At 50.7% G+C, this 22,812-nt stretch carries 21 protein-coding genes; 14 read left to right on the forward strand and 7 right to left on the reverse strand.

The features are described from left to right. Nucleotides 1–2: 2 nt before the first annotated feature. Entirely contained in the window at nt 3–569 is a 567-nt protein-coding gene (locus IEW74_RS08430; protein WP_229734282.1) for a nicotinate-nucleotide adenylyltransferase, read from the reverse strand. A 42-nt stretch (nt 570–611) separates the two neighbouring features. Continuing rightward, complete coding sequence (locus IEW74_RS08435) at nt 612–1,886, reverse strand: glutamate-5-semialdehyde dehydrogenase (protein WP_188663782.1); 1,275 nt, start codon at nt 1,884–1,886, stop codon at nt 612–614. Nucleotides 1,887–2,014: 128 nt separating this feature from the next. Between IEW74_RS08435 and IEW74_RS08440 the strand changes: the two genes are divergently transcribed. Next, nucleotides 2,015–3,229, forward strand: coding sequence for an MFS transporter (locus IEW74_RS08440; RefSeq protein ID WP_188663784.1), 1,215 nt, complete (start codon nt 2,015–2,017; stop codon nt 3,227–3,229). On the opposite strand, the gene IEW74_RS08445 is transcribed toward IEW74_RS08440, so the two are convergent. Continuing rightward, a complete protein-coding gene (locus tag IEW74_RS08445; RefSeq protein WP_188663786.1) occupies nt 3,219–4,199 on the reverse strand; it encodes an NADPH:quinone oxidoreductase family protein in 981 nt (326 codons plus the stop codon). The two genes, IEW74_RS08440 and IEW74_RS08445, sit on opposite strands and share 11 nt — an antisense overlap. A gap of 84 nt (nt 4,200–4,283) precedes the next feature. On the opposite strand from IEW74_RS08445, the gene IEW74_RS08450 reads away from it, so the two are divergent. From IEW74_RS08450 to IEW74_RS08480, 7 genes are all read left to right on the forward strand, one after another. Next, the gene (locus tag IEW74_RS08450; protein WP_188663788.1) at nt 4,284–4,862 is read left to right on the forward strand and encodes an RNA methyltransferase; all 579 of its coding nucleotides are present in this window, start codon (nt 4,284–4,286) and stop codon (nt 4,860–4,862) included. 290 nt (nt 4,863–5,152) lie between these two features. After that, the gene (gene sdhC, locus IEW74_RS08455; RefSeq protein WP_188663790.1) at nt 5,153–5,533 is read left to right on the forward strand and encodes a succinate dehydrogenase, cytochrome b556 subunit; all 381 of its coding nucleotides are present in this window, start codon (nt 5,153–5,155) and stop codon (nt 5,531–5,533) included. 10 nt (nt 5,534–5,543) lie between these two features. Then, complete coding sequence (gene sdhD / locus IEW74_RS08460) at nt 5,544–5,924, forward strand: succinate dehydrogenase, hydrophobic membrane anchor protein (RefSeq protein WP_188663792.1); 381 nt, start codon at nt 5,544–5,546, stop codon at nt 5,922–5,924. A 6-nt stretch (nt 5,925–5,930) separates the two neighbouring features. Beyond that, complete coding sequence (gene sdhA, locus IEW74_RS08465) at nt 5,931–7,721, forward strand: succinate dehydrogenase flavoprotein subunit (RefSeq protein WP_188663794.1); 1,791 nt, start codon at nt 5,931–5,933, stop codon at nt 7,719–7,721. A gap of 14 nt (nt 7,722–7,735) precedes the next feature. Beyond that, a complete protein-coding gene (locus IEW74_RS08470) occupies nt 7,736–8,515 on the forward strand; it encodes a succinate dehydrogenase iron-sulfur subunit (protein WP_188663796.1) in 780 nt (259 codons plus the stop codon). A 214-nt stretch (nt 8,516–8,729) separates the two neighbouring features. After that, nucleotides 8,730–10,133: a methyl-accepting chemotaxis protein gene (locus IEW74_RS08475; RefSeq protein WP_188663798.1), complete on the forward strand. Its 1,404-nt coding sequence runs from the start codon at nt 8,730–8,732 to the stop codon at nt 10,131–10,133. A 133-nt stretch (nt 10,134–10,266) separates the two neighbouring features. After that, the gene (locus IEW74_RS08480; protein ID WP_188663800.1) at nt 10,267–10,653 is read left to right on the forward strand and encodes a polymer-forming cytoskeletal protein; all 387 of its coding nucleotides are present in this window, start codon (nt 10,267–10,269) and stop codon (nt 10,651–10,653) included. Nucleotides 10,654–10,686: 33 nt separating this feature from the next. Here the strand turns inward: IEW74_RS08480 and IEW74_RS08485 are convergent, their stop codons facing one another. Genes IEW74_RS08485 through IEW74_RS08495 form a run of 3 tightly spaced genes read right to left on the reverse strand, consistent with a single transcriptional unit; the run spans nt 10,687 to nt 13,402 of the window. Continuing rightward, nucleotides 10,687–11,484, reverse strand: coding sequence for a hypothetical protein (locus IEW74_RS08485; protein ID WP_188663802.1), 798 nt, complete (start codon nt 11,482–11,484; stop codon nt 10,687–10,689). Continuing rightward, the gene (locus IEW74_RS08490; protein WP_188663804.1) at nt 11,481–11,993 is read right to left on the reverse strand and encodes a methylated-DNA--[protein]-cysteine S-methyltransferase; all 513 of its coding nucleotides are present in this window, start codon (nt 11,991–11,993) and stop codon (nt 11,481–11,483) included. Before IEW74_RS08490 ends, IEW74_RS08485 begins: the two co-directional genes overlap by 4 nt. Further along, on the reverse strand, nt 11,990–13,402 hold the full coding sequence (locus tag IEW74_RS08495) for a DNA-3-methyladenine glycosylase 2 family protein (protein WP_188663806.1): 1,413 nt from the start codon (nt 13,400–13,402) through the stop codon (nt 11,990–11,992). The genes IEW74_RS08490 and IEW74_RS08495 overlap by 4 nt, the downstream gene beginning before the upstream one ends. 142 nt (nt 13,403–13,544) lie before the next feature. Between IEW74_RS08495 and IEW74_RS08500 the strand changes: the two genes are divergently transcribed. The 5 genes from IEW74_RS08500 (at nt 13,545) to IEW74_RS08520 (ending at nt 18,294) form a co-directional block, all read left to right on the forward strand. Further along, nucleotides 13,545–14,642 carry a microcin C ABC transporter permease YejB gene (locus IEW74_RS08500; protein WP_188663808.1) on the forward strand — a complete coding sequence of 366 codons (1,098 nt, stop codon included), beginning with the start codon at nt 13,545–13,547 and terminating at the stop codon, nt 14,640–14,642. A gap of 4 nt (nt 14,643–14,646) precedes the next feature. Further along, nucleotides 14,647–15,672, forward strand: a complete 1,026-nt coding sequence (locus IEW74_RS08505) for an ABC transporter permease (RefSeq protein WP_188663810.1) — start codon at nt 14,647–14,649, stop codon at nt 15,670–15,672. Continuing rightward, nucleotides 15,669–17,288 (forward strand): ABC transporter ATP-binding protein, encoded by a 1,620-nt coding sequence (locus IEW74_RS08510; protein WP_188663812.1) that lies wholly within the window; start codon nt 15,669–15,671, stop codon nt 17,286–17,288. Before IEW74_RS08505 ends, IEW74_RS08510 begins: the two co-directional genes overlap by 4 nt. Nucleotides 17,289–17,370: 82 nt before the next feature. After that, nucleotides 17,371–17,607 carry a rubredoxin gene (locus IEW74_RS08515; protein ID WP_229734283.1) on the forward strand — a complete coding sequence of 79 codons (237 nt, stop codon included), beginning with the start codon at nt 17,371–17,373 and terminating at the stop codon, nt 17,605–17,607. 9 nt (nt 17,608–17,616) lie between these two features. Beyond that, nucleotides 17,617–18,294, forward strand: a complete 678-nt coding sequence (locus IEW74_RS08520) for an FRG domain-containing protein (RefSeq protein ID WP_188663814.1) — start codon at nt 17,617–17,619, stop codon at nt 18,292–18,294. Between the two features lie 7 nt (nt 18,295–18,301). Here the strand turns inward: IEW74_RS08520 and IEW74_RS08525 are convergent, their stop codons facing one another. After that, complete coding sequence (locus IEW74_RS08525) at nt 18,302–18,832, reverse strand: GNAT family N-acetyltransferase (RefSeq protein ID WP_188663815.1); 531 nt, start codon at nt 18,830–18,832, stop codon at nt 18,302–18,304. Between the two features lie 62 nt (nt 18,833–18,894). On the opposite strand from IEW74_RS08525, the gene cobN reads away from it, so the two are divergent. Next, nucleotides 18,895–22,662 (forward strand): cobaltochelatase subunit CobN, encoded by a 3,768-nt coding sequence (gene cobN / locus IEW74_RS08530; protein ID WP_188663817.1) that lies wholly within the window; start codon nt 18,895–18,897, stop codon nt 22,660–22,662. The last annotated feature ends 150 nt before the right edge of the window (nt 22,663–22,812 follow it).

Genomic DNA, 22,812 nt, shown 5'->3' on the forward strand with positions numbered 1-22,812 from the left:
TCCTAGTCCTTCATTTGTTTTCGAATCTCGCTCGCTGATATCGGCATCCCGCGAATGGGCAAAAAAACCCAGGACGGTGGCGTTTTACGTTTTAAAACAGAGGCTTTGCGATCTGACAATCTGTAATGCGTAAAACGTTGTGCCGCCAGCGACGACAGCGCCCTTAAAGCATAGGACGGACGGTGAAAAATGGCAATCCCGCAGGTGCCAAAGATTTTCTGCCAATTCTTCCAGCGATGAAAGCTCGCCAGATTATCGGCACCCATAATCCAGACAAAACGAATATTGGGATAACGTCGCTTCAATGCTTCAAGCGTGTCGGCGGTATAGCGGGTGTTGAGTTGCGTTTCAAGTGTTGTAATCTGAATCCGCGAATTACGCACCACTTTTTGCGCCGAAGCCACCCTTTGGGCAAGCGGTGCCATCCCTTTTGTCGGTTTTAACGGGTTTTGCGGACTGACCAGCCACCAGACATGATCCAGTTTCAATTTACGCAAGGCCAACTCGGAAATATAGACATGACCGGAGTGGGCCGGATTAAACGACCCCCCCAGAAGCCCAACTGTCATTTTCGTTTGCGGTCCAAAAGACGGAATTGCCATTGCCAATATTTACGGACGGCACTGACCGTCACCGCGCACCTTATATTTAAAGCTGGTGAGCTGTTCGACCCCCACCGGACCACGGGCATGCATTTTACCCGTGGAAATGCCGATTTCCGCCCCCATGCCAAATTCACCGCCATCGGCAAATTGTGTGGAGGCATTAAGCACACAAATCGCGCTATCTACCCGATTGAGGAAGTTTTCCGCCGTTGCACCGTCTTCGGTAATGATGCAATCGGTATGGTGCGATCCATAAGTATTGATATGGTTCACCGCCTCGTTCACATCGCCCACAACCTTAATGGAAAGAATGGCATCGAGATATTCTGTGCCCCAGTCTTCCTCAGTTGCAGGGGTAATCCGGCTATCCACGGCGCAAGCTTCCGCATCGCCGCGCAATTGACAGCCGGCCTCAATCAAATCATTCACAATCGCACCAAGGTGGCTATCGACAACCGCACGATTGACCAACAAGGTTTCTGTCGCCCCGCAAATTCCCGTGCGGCGCATTTTGCCGTTTACAACAACCTTGCGCGCTTTTTCCAGGTCGGCGGCTTCATCCACATAGATATGGCAAATCCCGTCAAGGTGCTTGAACAAGGGAATTTTTGATTCGCGTGTGATACGTTCAATCAATCCTTTGCCACCACGCGGTACAATCACGTCGATGACATCGGACATGGTCAGCATTTCACCAACGGCGGCACGGTCTGTTGTCGGGATCATTTGAATACAAGTCTTGGGCAGACCCGCTTGTTCAAGGGCTTCAACCAGACAATCCATAATCGCATGGCTGGAATGAAAACTTTCAGATCCGCCACGCAAAATCGCCACATTGCCCGACTTCAACGACAAAGCACCGGCATCTGCCGTTACGTTGGGACGCGATTCGTAAATGATACCGATCACTCCTAACGGTACGCGCACGCGCGCGATGTTTAAACCGTTGGGGCGGTCCCATTGGGACATGACTTCGCCGACCGGATCGGGCAATTGGGCAATGGCTTCCAACCCTTTTGCCATTGCTTCCACACGAGCATCATCTAACATCAGGCGATCCAGCAAAGAACTGCTTAGACCCTTTTGCTCCCCGGCGGCCATATCCTTGGCATTGGCCTGCTTGATCTTGTCCGTATGGCTACGCAGAAGGGCGGCCGCTTTTAACAGCGCATCATTTTTTTGCTCAGTTGGGGCAACGGACAGTTCCAAAGCGGCCGCTTTTGCATTTTGGCCGAGGTCTGTCATCATCGCCTTGATATCTTGAGCTTCTTGCGCTGTCATTGCACTAAATCCTTCAGGTTAAATAAAACGCTCTCTTTATATATAGCTGATATAGAAGAACGTCGAATTTCAATTGGGGTGCTAAAATAAGCATTTCCAATCGTGCTGGCAACCTGTATCACAAGCTTATGAGCACACAGACATATACGTACAATTGGAACGCAGACCGCTGGCAGGTTTTTTTACTGGCAGGCTGTCAAGCCATGATGATGAGCGGGTCCAGCCTGATTATGACGCTGACCGCCCTGACCGGAACCTATCTGGCGAAAGATCCGGCAATGGCAACCCTGCCCCTTGCCATCCAGTTTGTCGGTATGATGTGCGCAACGATCCCGGCCTCCCTTCTCATGGGGAAAATTGGTCGAAAAGCTGGATTTTTCGTTGGCTTTTGCATCGGTGTCAGTGCCGCTCTGCTCGCCACATGGGGGATTTTTGAAAATTCCTACTGGATCTTTACAGCAGGCAGTTTCGGGCTTGGCATCACCAATGCGTTCAGCCAGTATCTACGTTTTGCCGCAACAGAAGTGGTTGACGCGCCCCATCGCCCCCAAGCGATTTCTTATGTGATGGCAGGCGGCATTATTGCGGCCTTCTTAGGGCCGTGGCTTGCCGCACAAACACGCGATTACTTCGAACCAATTTTATTTGCAGGCGGTTTTGCCTCGCTGGTAGGGCTGTATCTTTTGGCGATTTCGATTGTCCTGTTTGTCAAATTTCGCGATCCCGGCGCCCATGACGAAAGCCACGGCCCGGCCCGTGCGCTCAAAGAAATTGCCCGACAGCCCGCCTTTATCACTGCGGTTCTTTCCGGGGCCATCGGTTACGGTGTTATGAGCTTTGTTATGACCGCAACCCCGTTGGCAATGGTGGCCTGCGGTTTTGAATTTGACGATGCTGCCTTTGTTATCCAATGGCACGTGGTCGGCATGTTTCTGCCCAGCTTTTTCACGGGGAAACTAATCTCCCGTTTTGGCGTTCTCAATATCATCAGTATCGGGGCAATCCTCAACCTTGCCTGTATGGTGTTGGCACTCAGCGGAATCGATCTAATGAACTTCTGGTTCGGCCTCGTTGCCTTAGGCATTGGCTGGAACTTTATGTTCGTTGGTGGCTCCAGCCTGTTAACTCAATGTTACCGTCCAACAGAACGCGCAAAGGTTCAAGCAATGAACGATTTTATTGTTTTTGGCACCGTCGCGCTTGGGAGTTTTTCAAGCGGAGCCATTCAAAACGCATGGGGTTGGGATTGGGTCAATATCTCCATCGCTGCACCCATCCTCATTTCCTTAATCGCGGTTATCTGGCTTGGTCTGTTGCGCAAACGTGAAACCGCTACGGTCTGATTTTCACAACCACCTTGCCGGTCGATTTGCGTGACAACAAGGCTTCGTAAGCTTCTTTCACCTGATCCAGATTAAACGTCAAAGACACATGCGGTTTTAAGCTGCCGTCTTCAATCCAACCCATCAATTGCGCAAAAGAGGCCCGTAAGGCATCGGGATCAAGGCTGCGATACGCCCCCCAATGATAGCCAATACAAGTGATATTTTTCACCATAATAATATTGGCCGGGATTTGCGGGATATGCCCACTGGCAAACCCGACCACCAAAATTCGCCCGTCTTGTCGTGTCGAACGCAAAGTCTCGGTAAACAGATCCCCACCGACCGGGTCATAGGCCACATGCGCGCCCAGACCACCTGTCAGTTCCTTTATTTTTTCACGCACACCGCCTTCGCGATAATCGATCAAATGATCCGCGCCGTGTTCTTTACAAATGGCCAGTTTTTCCGGCCCGCCTGCTGTGGCAATCACCGTTGCCCCAACCCGTTTGCCGATTTCCACCGCCGTTAGACCGACACCACCAGCAGCCCCATGCACAACCAGCGTTTCGCCCGCCTTTAAGCCAGCTTTCACGATCAAACCATGATGGGATGTGCCATAGGCAACCGGGATAGCTGCCGCCGTGGTAAAATCCAGATTATCGGCAATCGGGTAAACATCTGATGCTGTTGCCAGGGCATATTCGGCAAACCCACCCCAATCCAGCACGGCCATCACCCGTTGACCGACTTTACAGCTTTCCACATCTGCACCCATTGCCTCCACCACACCAGCGCATTCCAGACCGGGGGAAAACGGCAAAGGTGGCTTGACCTGATACTTGCCTTTTACAATAAGGCTATCTGCAAAATTCAAAGCGCTCGCTTGCACACGAATTAAGACCTGTCCGGCCCCCGGTTCGGGGACTGCAACATCCGCAAGGTCAAGGGACTGATATCCATCAAATGACGTACACAGGGCCGCTTTCATGTAAGAACTCCTTGATCAATGTGGGTGAGCGCGATAGGTAGAGAACACTTTTGTAGCAAGCTTTGCGTTCTGGAGAAAGACACTATGCGCGGATATTTCGGCATTGGCATTCACGGCGTCAACAAACCGTTCAACGTTGGCAATCTGTTTCGCACCGCGCATGCTTTTGGCGCAAGTTTTGTCTATACGGTCGATGCCCAATATACAAAACGCAAAGGCAACAAGGCCGATACCTCCAAATCACTAGAGCACACCCCGTTTTATGCATTCCCCACGTTGGAAGATATGCTCTTGCCCAAAGGTTGCCAATTGGTCGGGGTGGAACTCACCGAAGATGCTATTGAACTGCCGAGTTTTCGCCACCCCACCCAAGCGGCTTATATATTAGGCCCCGAACGATCCAACTTGCCGCAAAGCACGATTGATCGTTGTGATCATATTATCAAAATTCCAATGAAATTTTGCGTCAATGTCGGGGTTGCCGGTGCACTTGTTATGTATGACCGGGTTCAAAGCATGGGACGTTTTGCCCCACGTCCGGTGCGCGCAGGTGGCCCGACCGAAGAATTGCCCACACAGACCAGTCACGGCAGTCCAATTTTTCGCAAAGGCTCCCCCTTTGAAGAAAGCCCACCGGGCGTGCCTGAGAAGTGGGACGAGTGACCTATAAGTTGCATATAACTTTAGAACAATTTTCATTCTCAGAACGTTCTTTCATTGTGCATTGCAACGAATCCACGACATAAATACGCATTCCAATACCGATTTTGTTCGCTCTCCCATCGAAATTGTCCGATTTTGCCGCTCAGCGGTCATACCACTCGCCTCTGAACCCCTATATTTTCCTTAATTTTAACCGAAATGCGTGGCGGCGATTGACTTCGGTCGTTCGGAGGGGTAAACCCAGAATGTTTTTCAGCATCCCTCTTTTTCATGGTTAAAGGAACCGCTCCATGACAACGGGAAATCGGCCCTTATCGCCGCACCTACAAGTTTATAAACTGCCGCTCGCCGGCAAAATGTCAATTACACACCGGATGACAGGGATTATTATGTCCCTTGGTCTGGTCTTTTTCACTTATTGGATTGTCGCAGCCGCGTACGGTCCAGAAGCTTTCGCAACGGCACAAGCCCTGATGACGTCCTGGTTTGGAATGATCATCGTCTTCGGCTGGACTGCGTGCCTGTTTTATCACCTCGTAAACGGGATCCGTCACCTGCGTTGGGACACGGTTCGTGGACTTGAAAAAGAAGATCTCGTGGCTTCTGGCCGCGTGACCATCGGTCTCGCCGTTATTCTGACGGTGACCTTCTGGATTTTTGCAGCGCTGTGAGGATGAACGAATGAAAATGCAAAGCTATTTGGGTCAGGCGCGCAGCCTCGGCTCTACAAAGAACGGCGTCCATCACTGGTGGCATCAACGCTTAACCGCGATTGCCCTTGTGCCGCTGTCTCTTTGGTTCGTCTTCTCTCTCATTGGCCTCGCCGATGCCGATTATGCCGCCTACAAGGACTGGCTCGGTGATCACGGCAACGTTGTTTTCCTCTGCCTGTTCATCTTCACGATGTTCTATCACGCAGTTCTCGGCCTTCAGGTCGTGATTGAAGACTACGTATCCTGTGAAGCCAAGAAGGTTTTCCTTCTGGTGTTTATCAAACTGATCGCAGCACTGATGGGCTTTGCGTCCATTACCGCAGTTCTGCGCGTTGCCTTTGGAGGCTAATGAACCATGGCTCATGCCTACGAAATTATCGAACACGAATATGACGTGGTCGTACTGGGTGCTGGTGGTGCAGGTTTGCGCGCGACACTCGGTATGGCAGCGACAGGCCTGAAAACGGCTTGTGTAACCAAAGTTTTCCCGACACGTTCTCATACTGTGGCGGCTCAAGGTGGCGTTGGCGCTGCACTGGGCAACATGGCAGAGGACAAATGGCAATGGCATATGTACGATACCGTCAAGGGCTCCGACTGGCTCGGTGACCAAGACGCGATTGAATATATGTGTCGCAACGCCATTCCGGCAGTACAGGAACTGGAACATTTCGGTGTGCCGTTTTCACGTACGGAAGAAGGTAAAATCTACCAGCGCCCGTTCGGTGGACATATGTCCAACTACGGCGAAGCGCCGGTTCAACGTGCTTGTGCTGCGGCTGACCGTACAGGTCACGCCATTTTGCACACGCTTTATTCCCAGTGTCTGAAACATGATGCCACATTCTTTGTTGAATATATCGGTATCGACCTGTTGATGGACGAAGACGGCACATGCCGTGGCTTGCTCGCCTGGGATCTGGACACAGGTAAACTGCACCGTTTCCGCGCGCACAAAGTTGTGCTGGCGACAGGTGGGTATGGCCGTGCGTTCTTCTCTTGTACATCTGCCCACACCTGTACCGGTGACGGTAACGGTATGGCGGCACGTGCCGGCATTCCGCTACAGGATCACGAATTCGTACAATTCCACCCGACCGGTATCTATGGCTCCGGCTGTTTGATCACCGAAGGCGCGCGGGGCGAAGGCGGCTATCTCACCAACTCTGAAGGTGAGCGTTTCATGCCGAACTACGCGCCGACTGCGAAAGACCTTGCCTCACGTGATGTTGTTTCACGTTCTATGGCAATGGAAATTCGTGAAGGCCGTGGTGTTGGTAAAGAAAACGACCATATTTATCTCCATCTGGAACACCTTCCGGCGGAAGAACTGTGGAAACGCCTGCCGGGCATTACCGAAACAGCGAAAATCTTTGCCGGTGTGGACGCAACCAAAGAACCGATCCCGGTTCTGCCGACCGTTCACTACAACATGGGTGGTATTCCGACCAACTATCATGGCGAAGTGATCCGTCCGACCAAAGACGACCCGGATGCGGTCTGCGAAGGTTTGATGGCAATCGGCGAATGTGCGTCCGCGTCCGTACACGGGGCCAACCGTCTGGGGACGAACTCCCTGCTTGATATCGTTGTCTTTGGTCGTGCTGCTGCGATCCGTTGTTCTGAAACGATGAAAGCCGGTCAACCGCACAAAGCCCTGTCAGAAGACATAACAGACAATATCATCAAACGTTTTGACGGTCTGCGCAATGCAAACGGGGAGCATAAAACAGCTGACGTTCGCCTTGAAATGCAAAAAGTCATGCAAGGTCACGCCGCAGTCTTCCGGACTTCTGAAGTTCTGGCTGAGGGTGTTGAGAAACTGTTTGAAACATCCAAAAAGATGGAAAGCCTGAAGGTCACCGACCGTTCTATGGTCTGGAACTCCGACCTTGTGGAAACGCTTGAGCTTGAAAACCTGATGGCCTGTGCGAAAGCAACCATTGTTTCAGCCGACGCGCGTAAGGAATCACGTGGGGCACATGCCCACGAAGACTTCCCGAACCGTGACGATGAAGAATGGATGAAGCACACATTGGCTTACGTCAAGGAAGACGGTTCCATTGAGCTTGACTACCGTCCGGTCCACACATGGACATTAACGGACGAAGTCGAATATATCGTACCTAAAGAACGTGTTTACTAAGGGGAGCTTGGAAAATGGCTGAATTTTCTCTACCCGCCAATTCGGTGGTTAAAGAAGGCAAAACCTTCAAAGCTCCTGCCGGGGCAAAGAACGTTAAGAAGTTCAAAATCTATCGCTACGATCCTGATTCAGGTGAAAACCCGCGTCTGGATACCTTCGAGATTGATCTCGATGATTGCGGCCCGATGATTTTGGATGCGCTGATCAAAATCAAAAATGAAATTGATACAACGCTGACATTCCGCCGTTCTTGTCGCGAAGGGATCTGCGGATCTTGCGCAATGAACATTGACGGGACAAACACGCTGGCATGTTTGAAACCCATCGCCGATGTAAAAGGCGATTGTGCGATTTATCCCTTGCCGCACATGCCGGTCATCAAAGACTTGGTGCCGGACCTGAACATGCCTTACGCTCAGTTGCGTTCTGTCGAACCTTGGATGCAGGCCGACACACCGGCCCCTGCCAACCAGGAACGTCTGCAATCTATTGAAGAACGTGAAAAACTGGACGGTTTGTGGGAATGCATTTTGTGCTTCTCCTGTCAGACCTCCTGCCCGAGCTATTGGTGGAACGGTGATCGTTACCTCGGCCCGGCGGTTCTGCTGCAAGCCTACCGCTGGATCGCAGATAGCCGTGACGAAGCAACCGGTAAACGTTTGGATGATTTGAATGATCCATTTAAAGTTTATCGTTGTCACACGATCATGAACTGCACCAACACCTGCCCGAAAGGTTTGAACCCGGGTAAGGCGATTGCAGAAATCAAAAAATTGCAGTTCGAACGCCAGTAAGGCATTGATGCAAAAAATAAAAAAGGCCGGTGAGTTTTATCTCATCGGCTTTTTTTATGCCTAAGCATGTTCAATTACTCTTTTTACGCACTTTTATAAATACAATAATAACCATTTTGTTGCTAAGTATAACCACTTAAAGTGAAGGGATTCGTTGCATAAAGCCTGTATTTATGAGACTTTCCGCACAAACAACCATAAGGGGGGATCCAATATGTCATTTTTCTCAAAGAAAACGGACCATCGTGATATCGAAGGCCAAGCACAGACATCTGAGACTGCCATGGAAACAGAACGCTGTGAATTTTCACTCGCCATGCAACAGGTGGAAGCCATTTTGGCCCGTAACTACCAAGATGTGCCGGAAGGTAAAGACGAGCTTACAAACAAGCTTAAATTTCTAGCGCAAGAAAACGAACGCCGTGCTGAGGTCAATTTATCGCGTTCCGTTGGCCTCTCCATTTCCAATAACTCAACGGTTATTTCTGTGGCCCATTCTGCCCGCAGCCTTGGCCAACTCAACCATATCGCCCAGTCATTGGCCTCGGCAATGGAAGAAATGTCCGCATCCATTCACGAAATTTCCGAAAACACACATAACAGTTCTTCTGAAGCCAACCATCTTCAGGAAATTGTCCAGCAAAGTATGCAAGGCTCACAAGAAGCCATCGATGCGATCAATACGATCTCTCATTCTGTGACAGAAGCGGTCGAAAAATTACAAGATCTCGCCGATGCCTCCAGCAAAATCGGTGAAGTGGTCGGCCTGATTAACAATATCGCCAGCCAGACAAACCTGCTGGCGCTAAACGCAACCATCGAAGCTGCACGCGCGGGTGAAGCCGGCAAAGGTTTTGCTGTTGTTGCCTCCGAAGTCAAAAACCTTGCTAATCAAACAGAACGGGCCACCAGCGATATTAATGATCGCATTGAACTTCTGCGCAATGAAATGGAAAGTATTACCAAATCCATGTCCGAAGGGGCCGAGGCGGTTGAAAACGGTCAACAGATCATCACATCCACGCTGAAAAGTATGGAAGAAATTGATCGTGGTGTCACACGCGTTACATCTGATATGCAGGAAATTGCCTCTGTTTTGGAACAGCAGCAAGGGGTGACACAAGAAACCTCCACGCATGCCACAACAATTTCGGATATGTCGGCTGAAAACCTGAAGGCTAATTCCATCGTTCTTGATGAAATGGATGAAACCGAAAAATTGATCGGCGATCAAATGGAAGCCTTGATGCGTCACGACTTCCCATCCCGTGATCTCATCCGGGCCAAGGCCGATCATATGATCTGGCGCAAAAAACTGGCGGACATGCTGGTCGGGCGCGCAAAACTGGACCCGAACGAGCTATCGGATCACCAACATTGCCGTCTGGGCAAATGGTACTTCGGGGATCAGGACGAAGCCGTTAAAACACACCCGGCCTTTTCTGCCATTAACGGGCCGCACGAACAGGTTCATGCCTTGGGCATTGCCGCCGCACGGGCTTATAACGACCATAAACTGGATGAAGCAATCTCGCTGGTTGAACAAGTCGAAGAACCGTCGCGTCAGGTCCAGCAATATCTGGACGAGCTTATTGCATTTGTCGGACAAAACCTGTAATTACAAATTGCACACGCATCAACCTAAAATGGGCAAATGACCAAACTGTCCATTTTAGGTATCTGTTAATCGGTTGTTTACACCTTTGCGACATACTGGCTACAGATACAAAATTTATTAGAAAGTCTGTCTCATGTTTCTAAAACCTAAAAAAGCAATCGTGAAACGTAACCGCCTTATTCAAGGGGATTTAATCGGTCAAGGTTCTTTGGACTTGCGTGGCAATGTCGAAGGGTCCATCGAAGTCGATACCCTTGTGATTGGGCGCAAAGCTTCTTTAACAGGCAACGTGATTGCCGAAACCGTTCGCATCCTCGGGCACGTCAAGGGCACCATTCACGCACGCCGTGTCATCGTTGAAAAAGGCGCGCATGTCGAAGGTGAGCTTTCTTATGAACAACTCTCTGTTGCGCCACATGCCGATGTCGCCGCGAAACTAACACCACGCCCACTTCTTAAATTGTGGCAGGAACGCCAACCGATTGAAGAAGTCTTGCAAGGTTTGACCTTAGCTGCCTAATCACTGATTTAAGACTGACTTTCAAACTATTTATTATGCGCTGGATTTTATCCGGCGCATTTTTTCTTGTATGAGGGAAAACCCCAACAAATAGATCGTTGCAGCCCCAAAGGAGACAAGCGTTCCAAGCCCTAATCCCAGATCGACAAGGTACAACGCATAAACCACACCAAAAGTGATCATCGCCCCTAAACCACTGGGAAAATGTTTAATAACGGTTAGAACCGGGGCCGGACCATAGGTAAAATGAACAATAACAATCATCGGTAAAACCGTTGACGGGAAACCGGCAAGGACCCCGGCCATTTCGGGTCCCAGCGAATGGGCCAATCCCGTAATAGACAGCACAACAAAACAGGCCATCGCCGCACGAATGGCCGTTACCCAGAAGCTCAATCTCACTGCCTTGCTAATTTTCATTTCCGCAAAATGGCGAAACGTAAAAATGCATAAAATCACAACAATAACAATAAAACCCAAGGCAATCGGTAAGGTGAAATCAATCCAGCTTAACGGGACCCCCACGGCCAAAAACGCCATCACCGTACAGAGCGTTGGCAGAATAAACCCGCTATTAGGTCGCAACGTCAGAACCAGACCATAGGCCGCAAAAACACATAAGTTTGCGGTTAAACCTGCCAAGGTATGAACGGCACTATTTGCCGCAAAAGCCGTGCCTTCTTCATAACCGATAAAAATAAGGACAATCGCGGTTCCCAACGGATATCCGCCCAACAGTCCAGCCCAGCGCGGGCTGACCCGCTCCGCCACGATGGATAATCCCAAAACGATAGAAATCGTTACAAAGGTTTTAATTAGAATTAATGTCATAAGGCGGCGAGAATAGCGCCTTCATGTCGCAACAGCCATTCTTTTCTGCTCAACCCACCGGCATATCCGGTCAAGCTGCCATCCGAACCGATCACCCGGTGACAGGGATAAATAATGGAAAGCGGATTCAATGCATTTGCACGAGCCACTGCGCGCACGGCCTTTTCATTACCGATCTCAAGTGCCAATTGGCGATAGCTCCAGGTTTCACCCGTAGGAATTTCACAAAGTTTATCCCAGACCTGGCGCTGAAAATCTGTTCCACCCTGCACACAAGAAAGCTTGCGCAAAGCACCATATTTACCGTCAAAATAGGCCTTTAATGCGGAACGGATAACATCGGATCTTGCTTGTTTCAGCTCAACAACCCCAAATCGTTTTGCCAATAATTTTTGCTGACGATCCCCCTGATCCGGAAAATCCAAATGATACAAGCGATCAAGTTCGTCAAAAACGATTGAAATCTGACCACAGGGACTGTCAAATTGATCCCCATAAAGAACCGTCATGTCAGAACCTTCCATAAATGCAGCGCACCATAGGCCCGCCAAGGGCGCAGATTGTCAAAAAACTGTTCCATATCTTTTTTCCCGGCAGGTTGATCCAGTTTTTCCAGCGCCCGAACCAGACCAAGATCGGCAACCGGATAAATATCAGGTTCCCCGAAAGCCCGCATAATAATGTAATGGGCCGTCCACGGACCAATGCCGGGAAGGTCGCAGAGATCCTTTAGCAATCTTTCCACCCCCTTTGTGCAATCCAATGCAGGCCAGCTTGCCGCCAGTTTTTTCAAGGTGGTAATCCGTCGCCCGGTCAACCCCAATCCATCCAGATCGGTGGTTTCTATATCCAATGGTGTGGGAAAAACCGTTTTCCCTACCCGTTCGACAACCCGGTTGCAGATAGTTCGCGCCCCTTTGACACTGATCTGTTGTCCAATAACAGCGCGCACGGCAATCTCAAACCCATCCCATGCACCGGGCACACGCAACCCCGGCGTTGTCCTCACCAAATCACGCAAGACATCATGGCGGGATAAGTCAGTATTGATAATGGCAGGGTCTGCATCCAGATCAAACACGCGCCGGATTTTTTGTGATAAAGGGCGTAAATGCTGCACATCAACACCACTGATATGGGCTTTCAGACGGTTGCGTTGATCATCATGCGTGATCCTCACCGTTGCAATCTGTTCCTCCATCGCAATCCGTCGCAGATAACCATTTTCTGTCACCTGTTCCACCGCATCAATCGCACGGCTTTCAAAAAAGGCAAGCAACCCTGCCCAATCAAAGGGAGGGCGATAATTGAAATGAAGGGTGAAAGAGTCACACGGATTTGCCTTTTCATTTTCCTTACTTTTCTTGCGTTCAAAGGAAGGCGCAAAATCAAAGGTCTTTTTATAAGCATCGTTAAAACGGCGCAAACTGTTGAACCCGGCTGCCAGCGCAATATCCATCACGGACGCATCGGTTTGTGCCAACAGTTTTTTGGCAAACATCAAGCGCCGCGTCAGGGCAATCTGCTTGGGCGAGGCCCCCAAATGTGTCTGGAACAGTCGGCGTAAGTGTCGTTCCCCAACACCCAATCTGTTACAAAGGCTCTCCAGGGATTGTCCGTCATCCAGTGCCCCGTCTTCAATCAGGCTCAAGGCCCGTTTTACGGTCGCTTCGGTCCCGATCCACGCCGGGCTTGCCGGGGCACTTTCGGGGCGACAACGTAGACAAGGGCGAAAACCTGCTTGAAGGGCCGCACTGGCAGAGGCAAAAAACGTACAATTTTCAGGCTTGGGCGTCGAAGCCGGGCAGACCGGACGACAAAAAATTCCCGTAGAGGAAACCCCGGTAAAAAATCGGCCATCAAATCGGGCATCACGGCTTTTTAGCGCCTGATAGCATATGTCATGTTCAAGTTTCATAAATGTAGTTTACACGATTGCTTGCCAAAAACTCGCCATTTTCGGACATTAATGTTTCCCTCAAGGACAAGGTTGGGCTTGCCCCGACTTAAACGTTCCCATACAAATAAGAAAATAAACCGAAACGAGGCTCCATTCGCTCATGCTTGCCTATATCATTCGACGCTTATTGCTGATCGTTCCGACACTCTTCGGCATTATGGTGTTGAACTTCGTCATCATTCAGGCTGCCCCCGGCGGACCGGTCGAACAAATGCTGGCACAAATTCAGGGCGAGGCGGTTGATGCCACCGCACGTGTTTCCGGTACAGACGGTGGTGAGGTCAAAGGCGCTGCCCCCAGCATTGGCACCAATGCAAATTCCCAATATCGCGGGGCACAAGGGGTCCCCCCTGAATTAATCGCCCAATTGGAAAAACAATTCGGTTTTGACAAGCCCGCCCATGAGCGTTTTTTCCAGATGCTTGGCAACTATGTCCGTTTTGATTTCGGCAACAGCTTTTACAGCGATCAAAGCGTTGTCGATCTGGTCTTGCAAAAAATGCCGGTTTCCATCTCATTAGGGATCTGGTCAACCCTGCTGATTTATCTCATCTCTATCCCCCTAGGCATTAAAAAGGCCGTGCGCGATGGATCGCGTTTCGATATCTGGACAAGCGGGGCTGTTATTCTGGGCAATGCGATACCCAGCTTTCTCTTTGCGATTTTCCTGATGGTGGTCTTTGCCGGTGGGCGTTATCTCGACTGGTTCCCCATTCGTGGCCTGACATCGGATAATTGGGCAGAACTGTCCACATGGCGACAAATCACAGACTATTTCTGGCATATTGCCCTGCCTGTCTTTTCCATGGTGGTCGGTGGGTTTGCAAGCCTCACCATGTTGACCAAAAATTCCTTTCTGGAAGAGATTAACAAACAATATGTCGTCACCGCACGCGCCAAAGGCTTAACGGAAAACCGTGTGCTTTATAAACATGTGTTTCGCAATGCCATGCTGATTGTCATTGCGGGTTTCCCCGCGACTTTTATCGGGGTGTTTTTTACCGGATCCTTGTTGACCGAAATTATTTTCTCCCTCGACGGGCTTGGCCTTTTGGGATTTGAAGCCGCCATTAACCGTGATTATCCGGTGGTCTTCGGCACACTTTATTTCTTCACGCTGGTGGGGTTGGTGCTGAACCTGATCGGAGATATCATGTATCACATCGTTGATCCCCGCGTTGATTTCGAGGCGAGGTAACAAGATGATGAGCCCGATCAATCAACGCCGCTGGCAGAATTTTAAAACCAACAAACGGGGCTATTGGTCCCTGTGGATTTTTCTGTTCTTGTTTGTCTTGTCCCTGTTTGCCGAACTGATTGCCAACGACAAACCACTTTTGATTTCCTATGAAGGGGGGCTTTACACCCCGTTCTTAAAGGAATATCCCGAAACCACATTCGGCGGTTTTTTTGAAACCGAGGCCGAATACCGTGATCCCGAAGTTCAAGCCCTGATCACGGACACCGGGGGATGGATTATTTGGCCGATGGTGCGCTACAGTTACGACAGTATCAATTATGCCCTGACCGTACCCACCCCCGCCCCACCCAGTGCCGACAACTGGTTAGGTACGGATGATCAGGGACGTGATGTGGTGGCGCGAATTATTTATGGATTTCGGATTTCGGTCCTGTTTGGATTGGGTTTAACCATCCTGAGTTCCATCATCGGTATTGCCGCCGGGGCCATTCAGGGATATTTCGCAGGCCTTATTGATCTGATCGGCCAACGGGTGATTGAGGTCTGGTCCGGCCTGCCCACCCTGTATCTATTGATCATCCTTGCCAGTTTTGTCGAACCGAACGTCTGGTGGCTATTGGGAATTATGCTGCTGTTTTCATGGATTGCGCTTGTCTCGCTGGTGCGTGCCGAATTTCTGCGCGCGCGTAATTTTGATTTTGTCCGCGCCGCCAAGGCCTTGGGCGTCAGCGACCACACCATCATCATCCGCCACGTTCTCCCCAATGCGATGGTGGCGACCTTTACCTTTTTACCCTTTATCCTGAACGGGTCCATCACAACCCTGACCGCGTTGGATTTCCTTGGATTTGGCCTGCCCCCGGGCAGTGCCTCACTGGGTGAACTGCTGAATCAGGGTAAAAATAATCTGCAAGCCCCGTGGCTGGGGCTAAGTGCGTTTTTCGTTCTCTCCCTCATGCTGTCTTTGCTGATTTTTATTGGCGAAGCTGTGCGAGATGCCTTTGACCCAAGGAAGACATTTCAATGAGCGCCCCTTTACTCGACATTAAAGACCTGCATGTTTGCTTTGGCGATGATGTGGCCGTGCGCGGTGTTTCCTTCCATCTGGAAAGGGGGGAAACACTGGCTTTGGTTGGGGAATCCGGGTCCGGTAAATCCGTCAGCGCCTTATCCATCCTGCAACTGCTGCCATATCCCCACGCCCACCACCCAAAAGGATCCATCAAACTGGATGGTGAGGAATTACTAGGCTGCAAAGAACACACCATTCGCGGCATTCGCGGCAACCGTATTGCCATGATTTTTCAGGAACCCTTAACCTCGCTTAATCCGCTGCATTCCATTGAACGCCAGATTTCCGAAGTTCTCTTTGTCCATAAAATGATGACCAAGCGCCAGGCACGCGCACGGGTCATTGAACTGCTAAAACTCGTCGGTCTGGAAAATGCCACCAGCGAAGACCGTCTCAAGGCCCTGCCGCATCAATTCAGCGGGGGGCAACAACAACGCATTATGATCGCAATGGCCTTGGCGAACGAACCGGACATCCTGATCGCAGATGAACCGACAACCGCCCTTGATGTCACCGTTCAGGCACAAATTTTAAAACTGCTCAAAGAATTGCAGGCCAAGCTGGGCATGGCCATTTTAATGATCACCCATGATCTTGGCATCGTGCGCCATGTCGCTGATCGGGTCTGTGTGATGAATGACGGTGAAATCGTTGAAAGTGGCGATTGTCGCCAAATTTTCGACGCCCCCACACACCCGTACACCCAAAAACTTCTGGCAGCTGAACCGACAGGGAAACCGGCTGATACCATTAATGATAAAGAAATTTTACGCGTTGAAGATTTCAAGGTCTGGTATCCCATTAAACGCGGCATCATCAAACGCACCGTTGATCATGTGAAAGCCGTCGACGGTATTACGCTTACGGTTCGACAAGGTGAAACTCTTGGCGTTGTCGGGGAATCAGGATCCGGCAAATCCACATTGGGCCGTGCCATTTTGCGCCTTGAAGACAGCGATGGCACCTTAGTTTTTGACAACCACAATCTACAAACCCTCCCGGCGAAAGACCTGCGGCCCTTACGCAAGGAAATGCAAATGGTTTTTCAGGACCCGTTCGGGTCCATGTCCCCGCGCATGAGCGTCCAGCAAATTGTCGAAGAAGGCCTGCTTGTTCACGGATTAGGCGGCACCCGTGCAGAACGCCGTGAACTCGTCGGGGATGTGCTGGAGGAAGTCGGCCTGAAACGCAGTGCACAGGACCGTTACCCCCATGAATTCAGCGGGGGGCAACGCCAGCGTATCGCCATTGCCCGCGCCATCGTCTTGCGCCCGCGCCTGATCATTCTGGATGAACCCACCAGCGCACTGGATATGTCGGTTCAGGCGCAGATTGTCGAATTGTTACGCAACCTGCAAGCCAAATATAATCTGGCTTATATCTTTATCAGCCATGACCTGAAAGTCGTGCGTGCCATGAGCCATAAAGTCCTTGTCATGCAAAACGGCCAAGTTGTCGAACAAGGTTTGCGCGACGATATTTTCGATGCACCGCAAACGCCTTATACCAAGGCCTTAATGGCGGCAGCCCTTGAAAACAAGGCTGATGAAAACGGCGTGGTTTCCCTATAAACGAAAATCATATTTCCTTCATAAAAGAGTCTTTGAAACCGCGTATTTTTCGACTCTCAAAATCAAAAAACGGGAGGTTCATATGTGGTTATATCGCGGAAACATTCAAAAGGCTGTTGCTATGATGCCAATGGCAGGGTTTGGTGCTATTAAGGCGTTTGAGCCGCAACGCTGGATTTGCAGTTGTTCAAAATACGTTTACGACCCGGCCAAAATGGATGGGATCGCCTTTGAAGAACTGGGTAAAAAATGGAAATGCCCTTCTTGCGGTGCCAAGAAAAAAGCCTTTAGCAAGACCAACAAATATCCCTTGTCCTGATCCCTTAAAATGCGCGAAATTCAGGTTGAAAACTTTGGGGATTACCATAATGCCCTGTCGCAATATCAATGGTTTGAACGCTGGATGTTTCGCGGACAATGCGAAGCCGACTGGCCCCTGATCCCCAAGATCGGGCGCAAAAAATATAAACACGCGTTAAAATACGAACGCGCCTTTTTTCGTGCCTGGAAACGTCAGGCTGTGGCCTATTTTTCCCGTGATAATATTGATGATTGGGATTATCTCGCGCTGGCCCAGCATCACGGATTGGCCACCCGATTGCTGGACTGGACCCGCAATCCACTGGTGGCCCTGTTCTTTGCGGTACATGGACAATATGACACCGATGGTGTGGTTTATGTCTTCAAACCCAAACATCATTATGTGCAGGATGAATCCCCTCACCCCTTAAAAGCAGAAAAGACAGGTTATTTTACCCCACATTCTTTTTCTGAACGCATTGTGCAACAACGCGGCGTTTTCACCGTTCACGGCAAACCCGATAAAAAACTAAATGAAAAAGACGGGGAACTGCATCAATACATCATCCCCAAACAGATCAAACAACATCTGTCCAAAGATTTGAATAATTACGGCATCAACATGATGACCCTGTTCCCCGGTCTGGACGGCCTGTCTGATTTTATGAATTGGCAGGCTGCCATTCTACATGAATTTGAGGAATGACCCCCACTTAATCGCTCCAATATTCCCGTGCACTGATTTGATCAGCGACACGGACTTGCCCGTGATAACGATCAATCGCCCCACCGTTTAAATCCTTTACCATCCAAGCTTCACGATATTGCGATGGGATGGGCTGTGGCGTTGCAAAACCTTGGCCGCCCGCATCTGTCACAAAGCCCACACGCGGGTAATAAGCAGGGTCTCCCAACACAAAAACCAGTTCCACCCCCATACCTGCAAGCTGGCGAAAACCTTCTTTCATCAAACGTTGGCCAATCCCTTTATATTGGCGACCCGGGTGCACCGCCAAGGGGGCCAGCAACATGGCGGAAACATCGCTTGCTTCCACAGAAGCCTTGGTGAACAAAATATGCCCCAGAATCTCCTCGTCCTCTTCCATCAACAAGGATAAAAGCGGATATGCTGTTTCATCATCCAGTAGATTTTCCACAAGGATTGCTTCGTCTTCTTCCTCAAAGGCGAGGCGATGGATATCCAGCACCGCAGGCATGTCTTTTTGTGTCGTAATTCTGATCATAATTTGTCTTCCTATAAGGTCTGTTCTATAAGACAGGGATTGTTAAAGAATGGAAGTAAAAAATGCATCTTTTGGCCGCCACACCGGGCGCTGTCTCTGACGGGTCCGAAGCGATTGATCTGGGACAGACACCGGGCGACATTGTCGTTCTATCGGCAGCTGATACCGAACTCGCCTGTTTGGCGTTGGCACAAAACCGCTTGCATGACCAAGACAACTGTATTCCCAGCCTGCGCCTCGCGTCCTTGCTGCATATGGGGCACAATATGTCGGTGGATTTATATGTGGATGATATCATCCAGCATGCCAAACTGGTCATTGTGCGCTTATTAGGCGGCAAAAGTTATTGGGAATATGGCGTGGATGAAATCACACGCATCTGTTCAGAAAAAAACATCCCCTTGGCCCTGTTACCCGGCGATGACCAACCCGATGCGGAACTGGCCAACCTGTCCACACTGGATCAGGAAAACACGCACCGCCTGTGGCAATATTGCGTCCACGGCGGCATTGAAAACGCGGTTGAGTTTTTAAATTTCAGCCATCACCTGTTGGGGCTAAGCCGTGACTGGGCCGAACCCGCGCCCTTGTTGCGCGCCGGGATCTATTGGCCCGGCCAGAGTACCCTCAGCCTCAACGACCTGCGCAACAATCATTGGACAGACGGACGACCCGTTGCCGCGATTACTTTTTATCGCGCCTTGATGCAGGCTGGCAATACAGCCGTTATTGATGGTTTGATTGAGGCCTTGCAAGCCCAAGGATTAAACCCGCTGCCCCTTTATGCCGCCAGCCTGAAAGATGCAATTGCAGCGGCACAGATCGAAGACCTGCTGGCACAAAGCCATACATCCGTGATTTTAAACGGCACAGGCTTTGCCCTGTCCAAACCCAATGCCAAACGCACAAAAACACCTTTTGATATCGCCGATTGCGCGGTCCTGCAAGTCGTCTTCGCCGGCAGCAACGAAGACAGCTGGCGCGAGGGTACCCACGGGTTAAGTGCACGCGATATCGCCATGAACGTGGCCTTGCCTGAGGTTGACGGACGTATTTTAGCACGCGCCGTTTCGTTTAAAGGACTGGCCCAACGCGACGAGTTGACCCAATGCGACATTGTCAGTTACAAACCTGTGCCCGATCGTCTGACATTTACGGCAGAACTTGCGGCAAACTGGGCCAGACTGAAAACCACCCCCGCCAACCTGCGTAAAATCGCCCTTGTCCTTGCCAACTATCCCAACAAAGACGGGCGTATGGGCAACGGGGTCGGACTGGATACCCCGGCCGGGTCCCTGAATGTTTTAAAGGCAATGGCAAGAAACGGATACCGCGTGGAAGACATCCCGACAGACGGAAATGACCTGATCGCCCGTCTGCAAGCAGGCGTTACCAACGATTTCACCCAGATCGACAGTCGCGATATTTGTGAAACGCTCCGCCTATCTGATTATCAGATTTTCTTTTCCAGCTTGCCGCAATCTGTTCAACAGGCGGTTCTGGACCGATGGGGTCCGGCTGAAAAAGATCCGTTTTTCCGCCCCGGTGAACTGGATTGTGGGCAATTCCTGCTTCCGGCTTATCGCTGCGGCAATGTGGCCGTTTGCCTGCAACCCGCACGGGGTTACAATATCGATCCGGTGGAAAGTTATCACAGCCCCGATCTGGTACCGCCCCATAACTATCTGGCCTTTTATGCATGGCTACGTTTTGAATTTCGCAGTCATGCGATTGTTCATATGGGCAAGCATGGCAATATGGAATGGTTGCCCGGCAAAGCCATTGCCTTGTCTGAAAACTGTTTCCCCGAGGCCGTCTTCGGCCCCAGCGTGCATCTTTATCCCTTCATCATTAATGATCCCGGTGAAGGCACGCAGGCCAAACGCCGTGCCCAGGCCGTCATCATTGATCATTTAACCCCACCTTTGACGCGGGCGGAAAGTTATGGACCTTTGCGCGATTTGGAATTACTGGTCGATGAATATTACGAAGCTGCTGGCGTGGACCCGCGCCGACTGAAGGTTTTGAAAAAAGAAATCCTCGCCTTGTCGCGCAGTACCGGGCTGGATATCGATTGTGGCATTGATCGCGACGATGACGATGAAACCGCACTTGGCAAGCTTGATAACCATTTATGTGAGCTTAAAGAAATGCAAATTCGTGACGGTCTGCATATCTTTGGCGAAAGCCCGGCAGATCGTTTACTTAACGACTTGTTGGTCGCACTTGTGCGTGTGCCGCGTGACAAGGGCGAAGGGCGTGATGCTTCCCTCATCCGCGCGATTGCCGATGATCTGAAACTGAATTTCGATCCGCTCAATTGTGAAATGGCGACTACGTGGACAGGACCAAAACCCGATATCCTGAGTAGTGCAGACCATTGGCGCACCTGTGGGGATACCGTTGAACGGCTGGAAACCATTGCCTCTCAACTTATCAGCAATGATCTGTCCTGCCCAACAGAATGGTCCCGGACACAAGCTGTTCTTACTTATGTGGAAGATACAGTTCGTCCCGCCGTCATGGCCTGTGGCGATGCAGAAATTGATGCTATCCTGCGGGGACTTGACGGGCGTTTTGTTTTGCCCGGTCCCAGTGGCGCACCAACACGCGGACGACCGGAAATCCTGCCGACCGGAAAGAATTTTTATTCCGTCGATACCCGTACCGTACCTACACCAGCCGCCTGGACGCTGGGCTGGAAATCCGCAAGTTTAATGATTGAACGCTACATGCAGGATCACGGCGACTGGCCGCGCACAATGGCCTTGACCGCATGGGGAACATCCAACATGCGCACCGGCGGGGATGATATTGCCCAAGGTCTTGCGTTAATGGGGGTCCAACCGCAATGGGACCCGGTTTCACGCCGTGTCACCGGGTTTGAAGTCATGCCGCAAACTGTGCTTGGTCGTCCCCGCGTGGATGTCACCTTGCGGGTATCCGGTTTCTTCCGTGACGCCTTCCCCGGTTTGATCGACCTATTTGACAGTGCGGTGCGCGCGGTTGCGGCCCAAGATGAACCTGAAGACCTCAACCCGTTGGCTGCTCGCGTCAAACAGGAAAAGGCTGATATGATCGCCAAGGGTGCCAGCCAAGAAGACGCCGACCTGCAATCCGGTTTTCGCGTTTTTGGTTCCAAACCCGGGGCTTATGGCGCAGGCTTGCAGGCCTTAATCGACGAAAAAGGCTGGGATACAGCCGACGATCTTGCGCGGGCCTATGTCGCATGGGGGGGATACGCCTATGGTCAAGGCAGCAGCGGGAAAAGTGCACACGGTTTGTTTGAAGAACGCCTGTCAAAGGTCGAAGCCGTTGTCCAAAATCAGGATAACCGCGAACACGATCTGCTGGACAGTGACGACTATTACCAGTTTGAAGGCGGCATGACAGCCGCTATTCGCACGCTGAAAGGCGGCGAAGCCCCAACCGTTTACCACAATGACCATTCCCGCCCCGAAACCCCGCGCATCCGTACCTTGGAAGAAGAAATCTCGCGTGTTGTGCGCGCCCGTGTCGTTAATCCCAAATGGATTGATGGGGTAAAACGTCATGGCTACAAAGGGGCGTTCGAAATGGCGGCGACGCTGGATTACATGTTCGCTTTTGCTGCGACGGCGCAATGTGTGCGTGATCATCATTTTGATGCGGTTTTTGAGGCCTTCATCATGGATGACGATACTTTTGCATTCTTAAAGGAAAACAACCCGGCGGCCTTAAAAGAAATGCTGGAACGTTTTCAGGAAGCACAGGATCGTAACCTGTGGAAACCACGCTCCAACTCTGCACGATTTATGATCGGGGATTTGCTGGACGGCCTCAAGACGTAAAAAAAACCTCGCTTTTTATCAAAACGAGGCTCAGATTGCTGACAAAGTGTTTTTCGTAAATAATTGACCAAAATCGTCATCTCGCACTTGATGCGGGATCCATTTAAAATCAACAGGTTAGATATCCCTCATTGAATCAAGATGGATCCC

It is taken from the genome of Terasakiella brassicae (genome assembly GCF_014641495.1).
Classification (GTDB): Bacteria; Pseudomonadota; Alphaproteobacteria; order Rhodospirillales; family Terasakiellaceae; genus Terasakiella; species Terasakiella brassicae.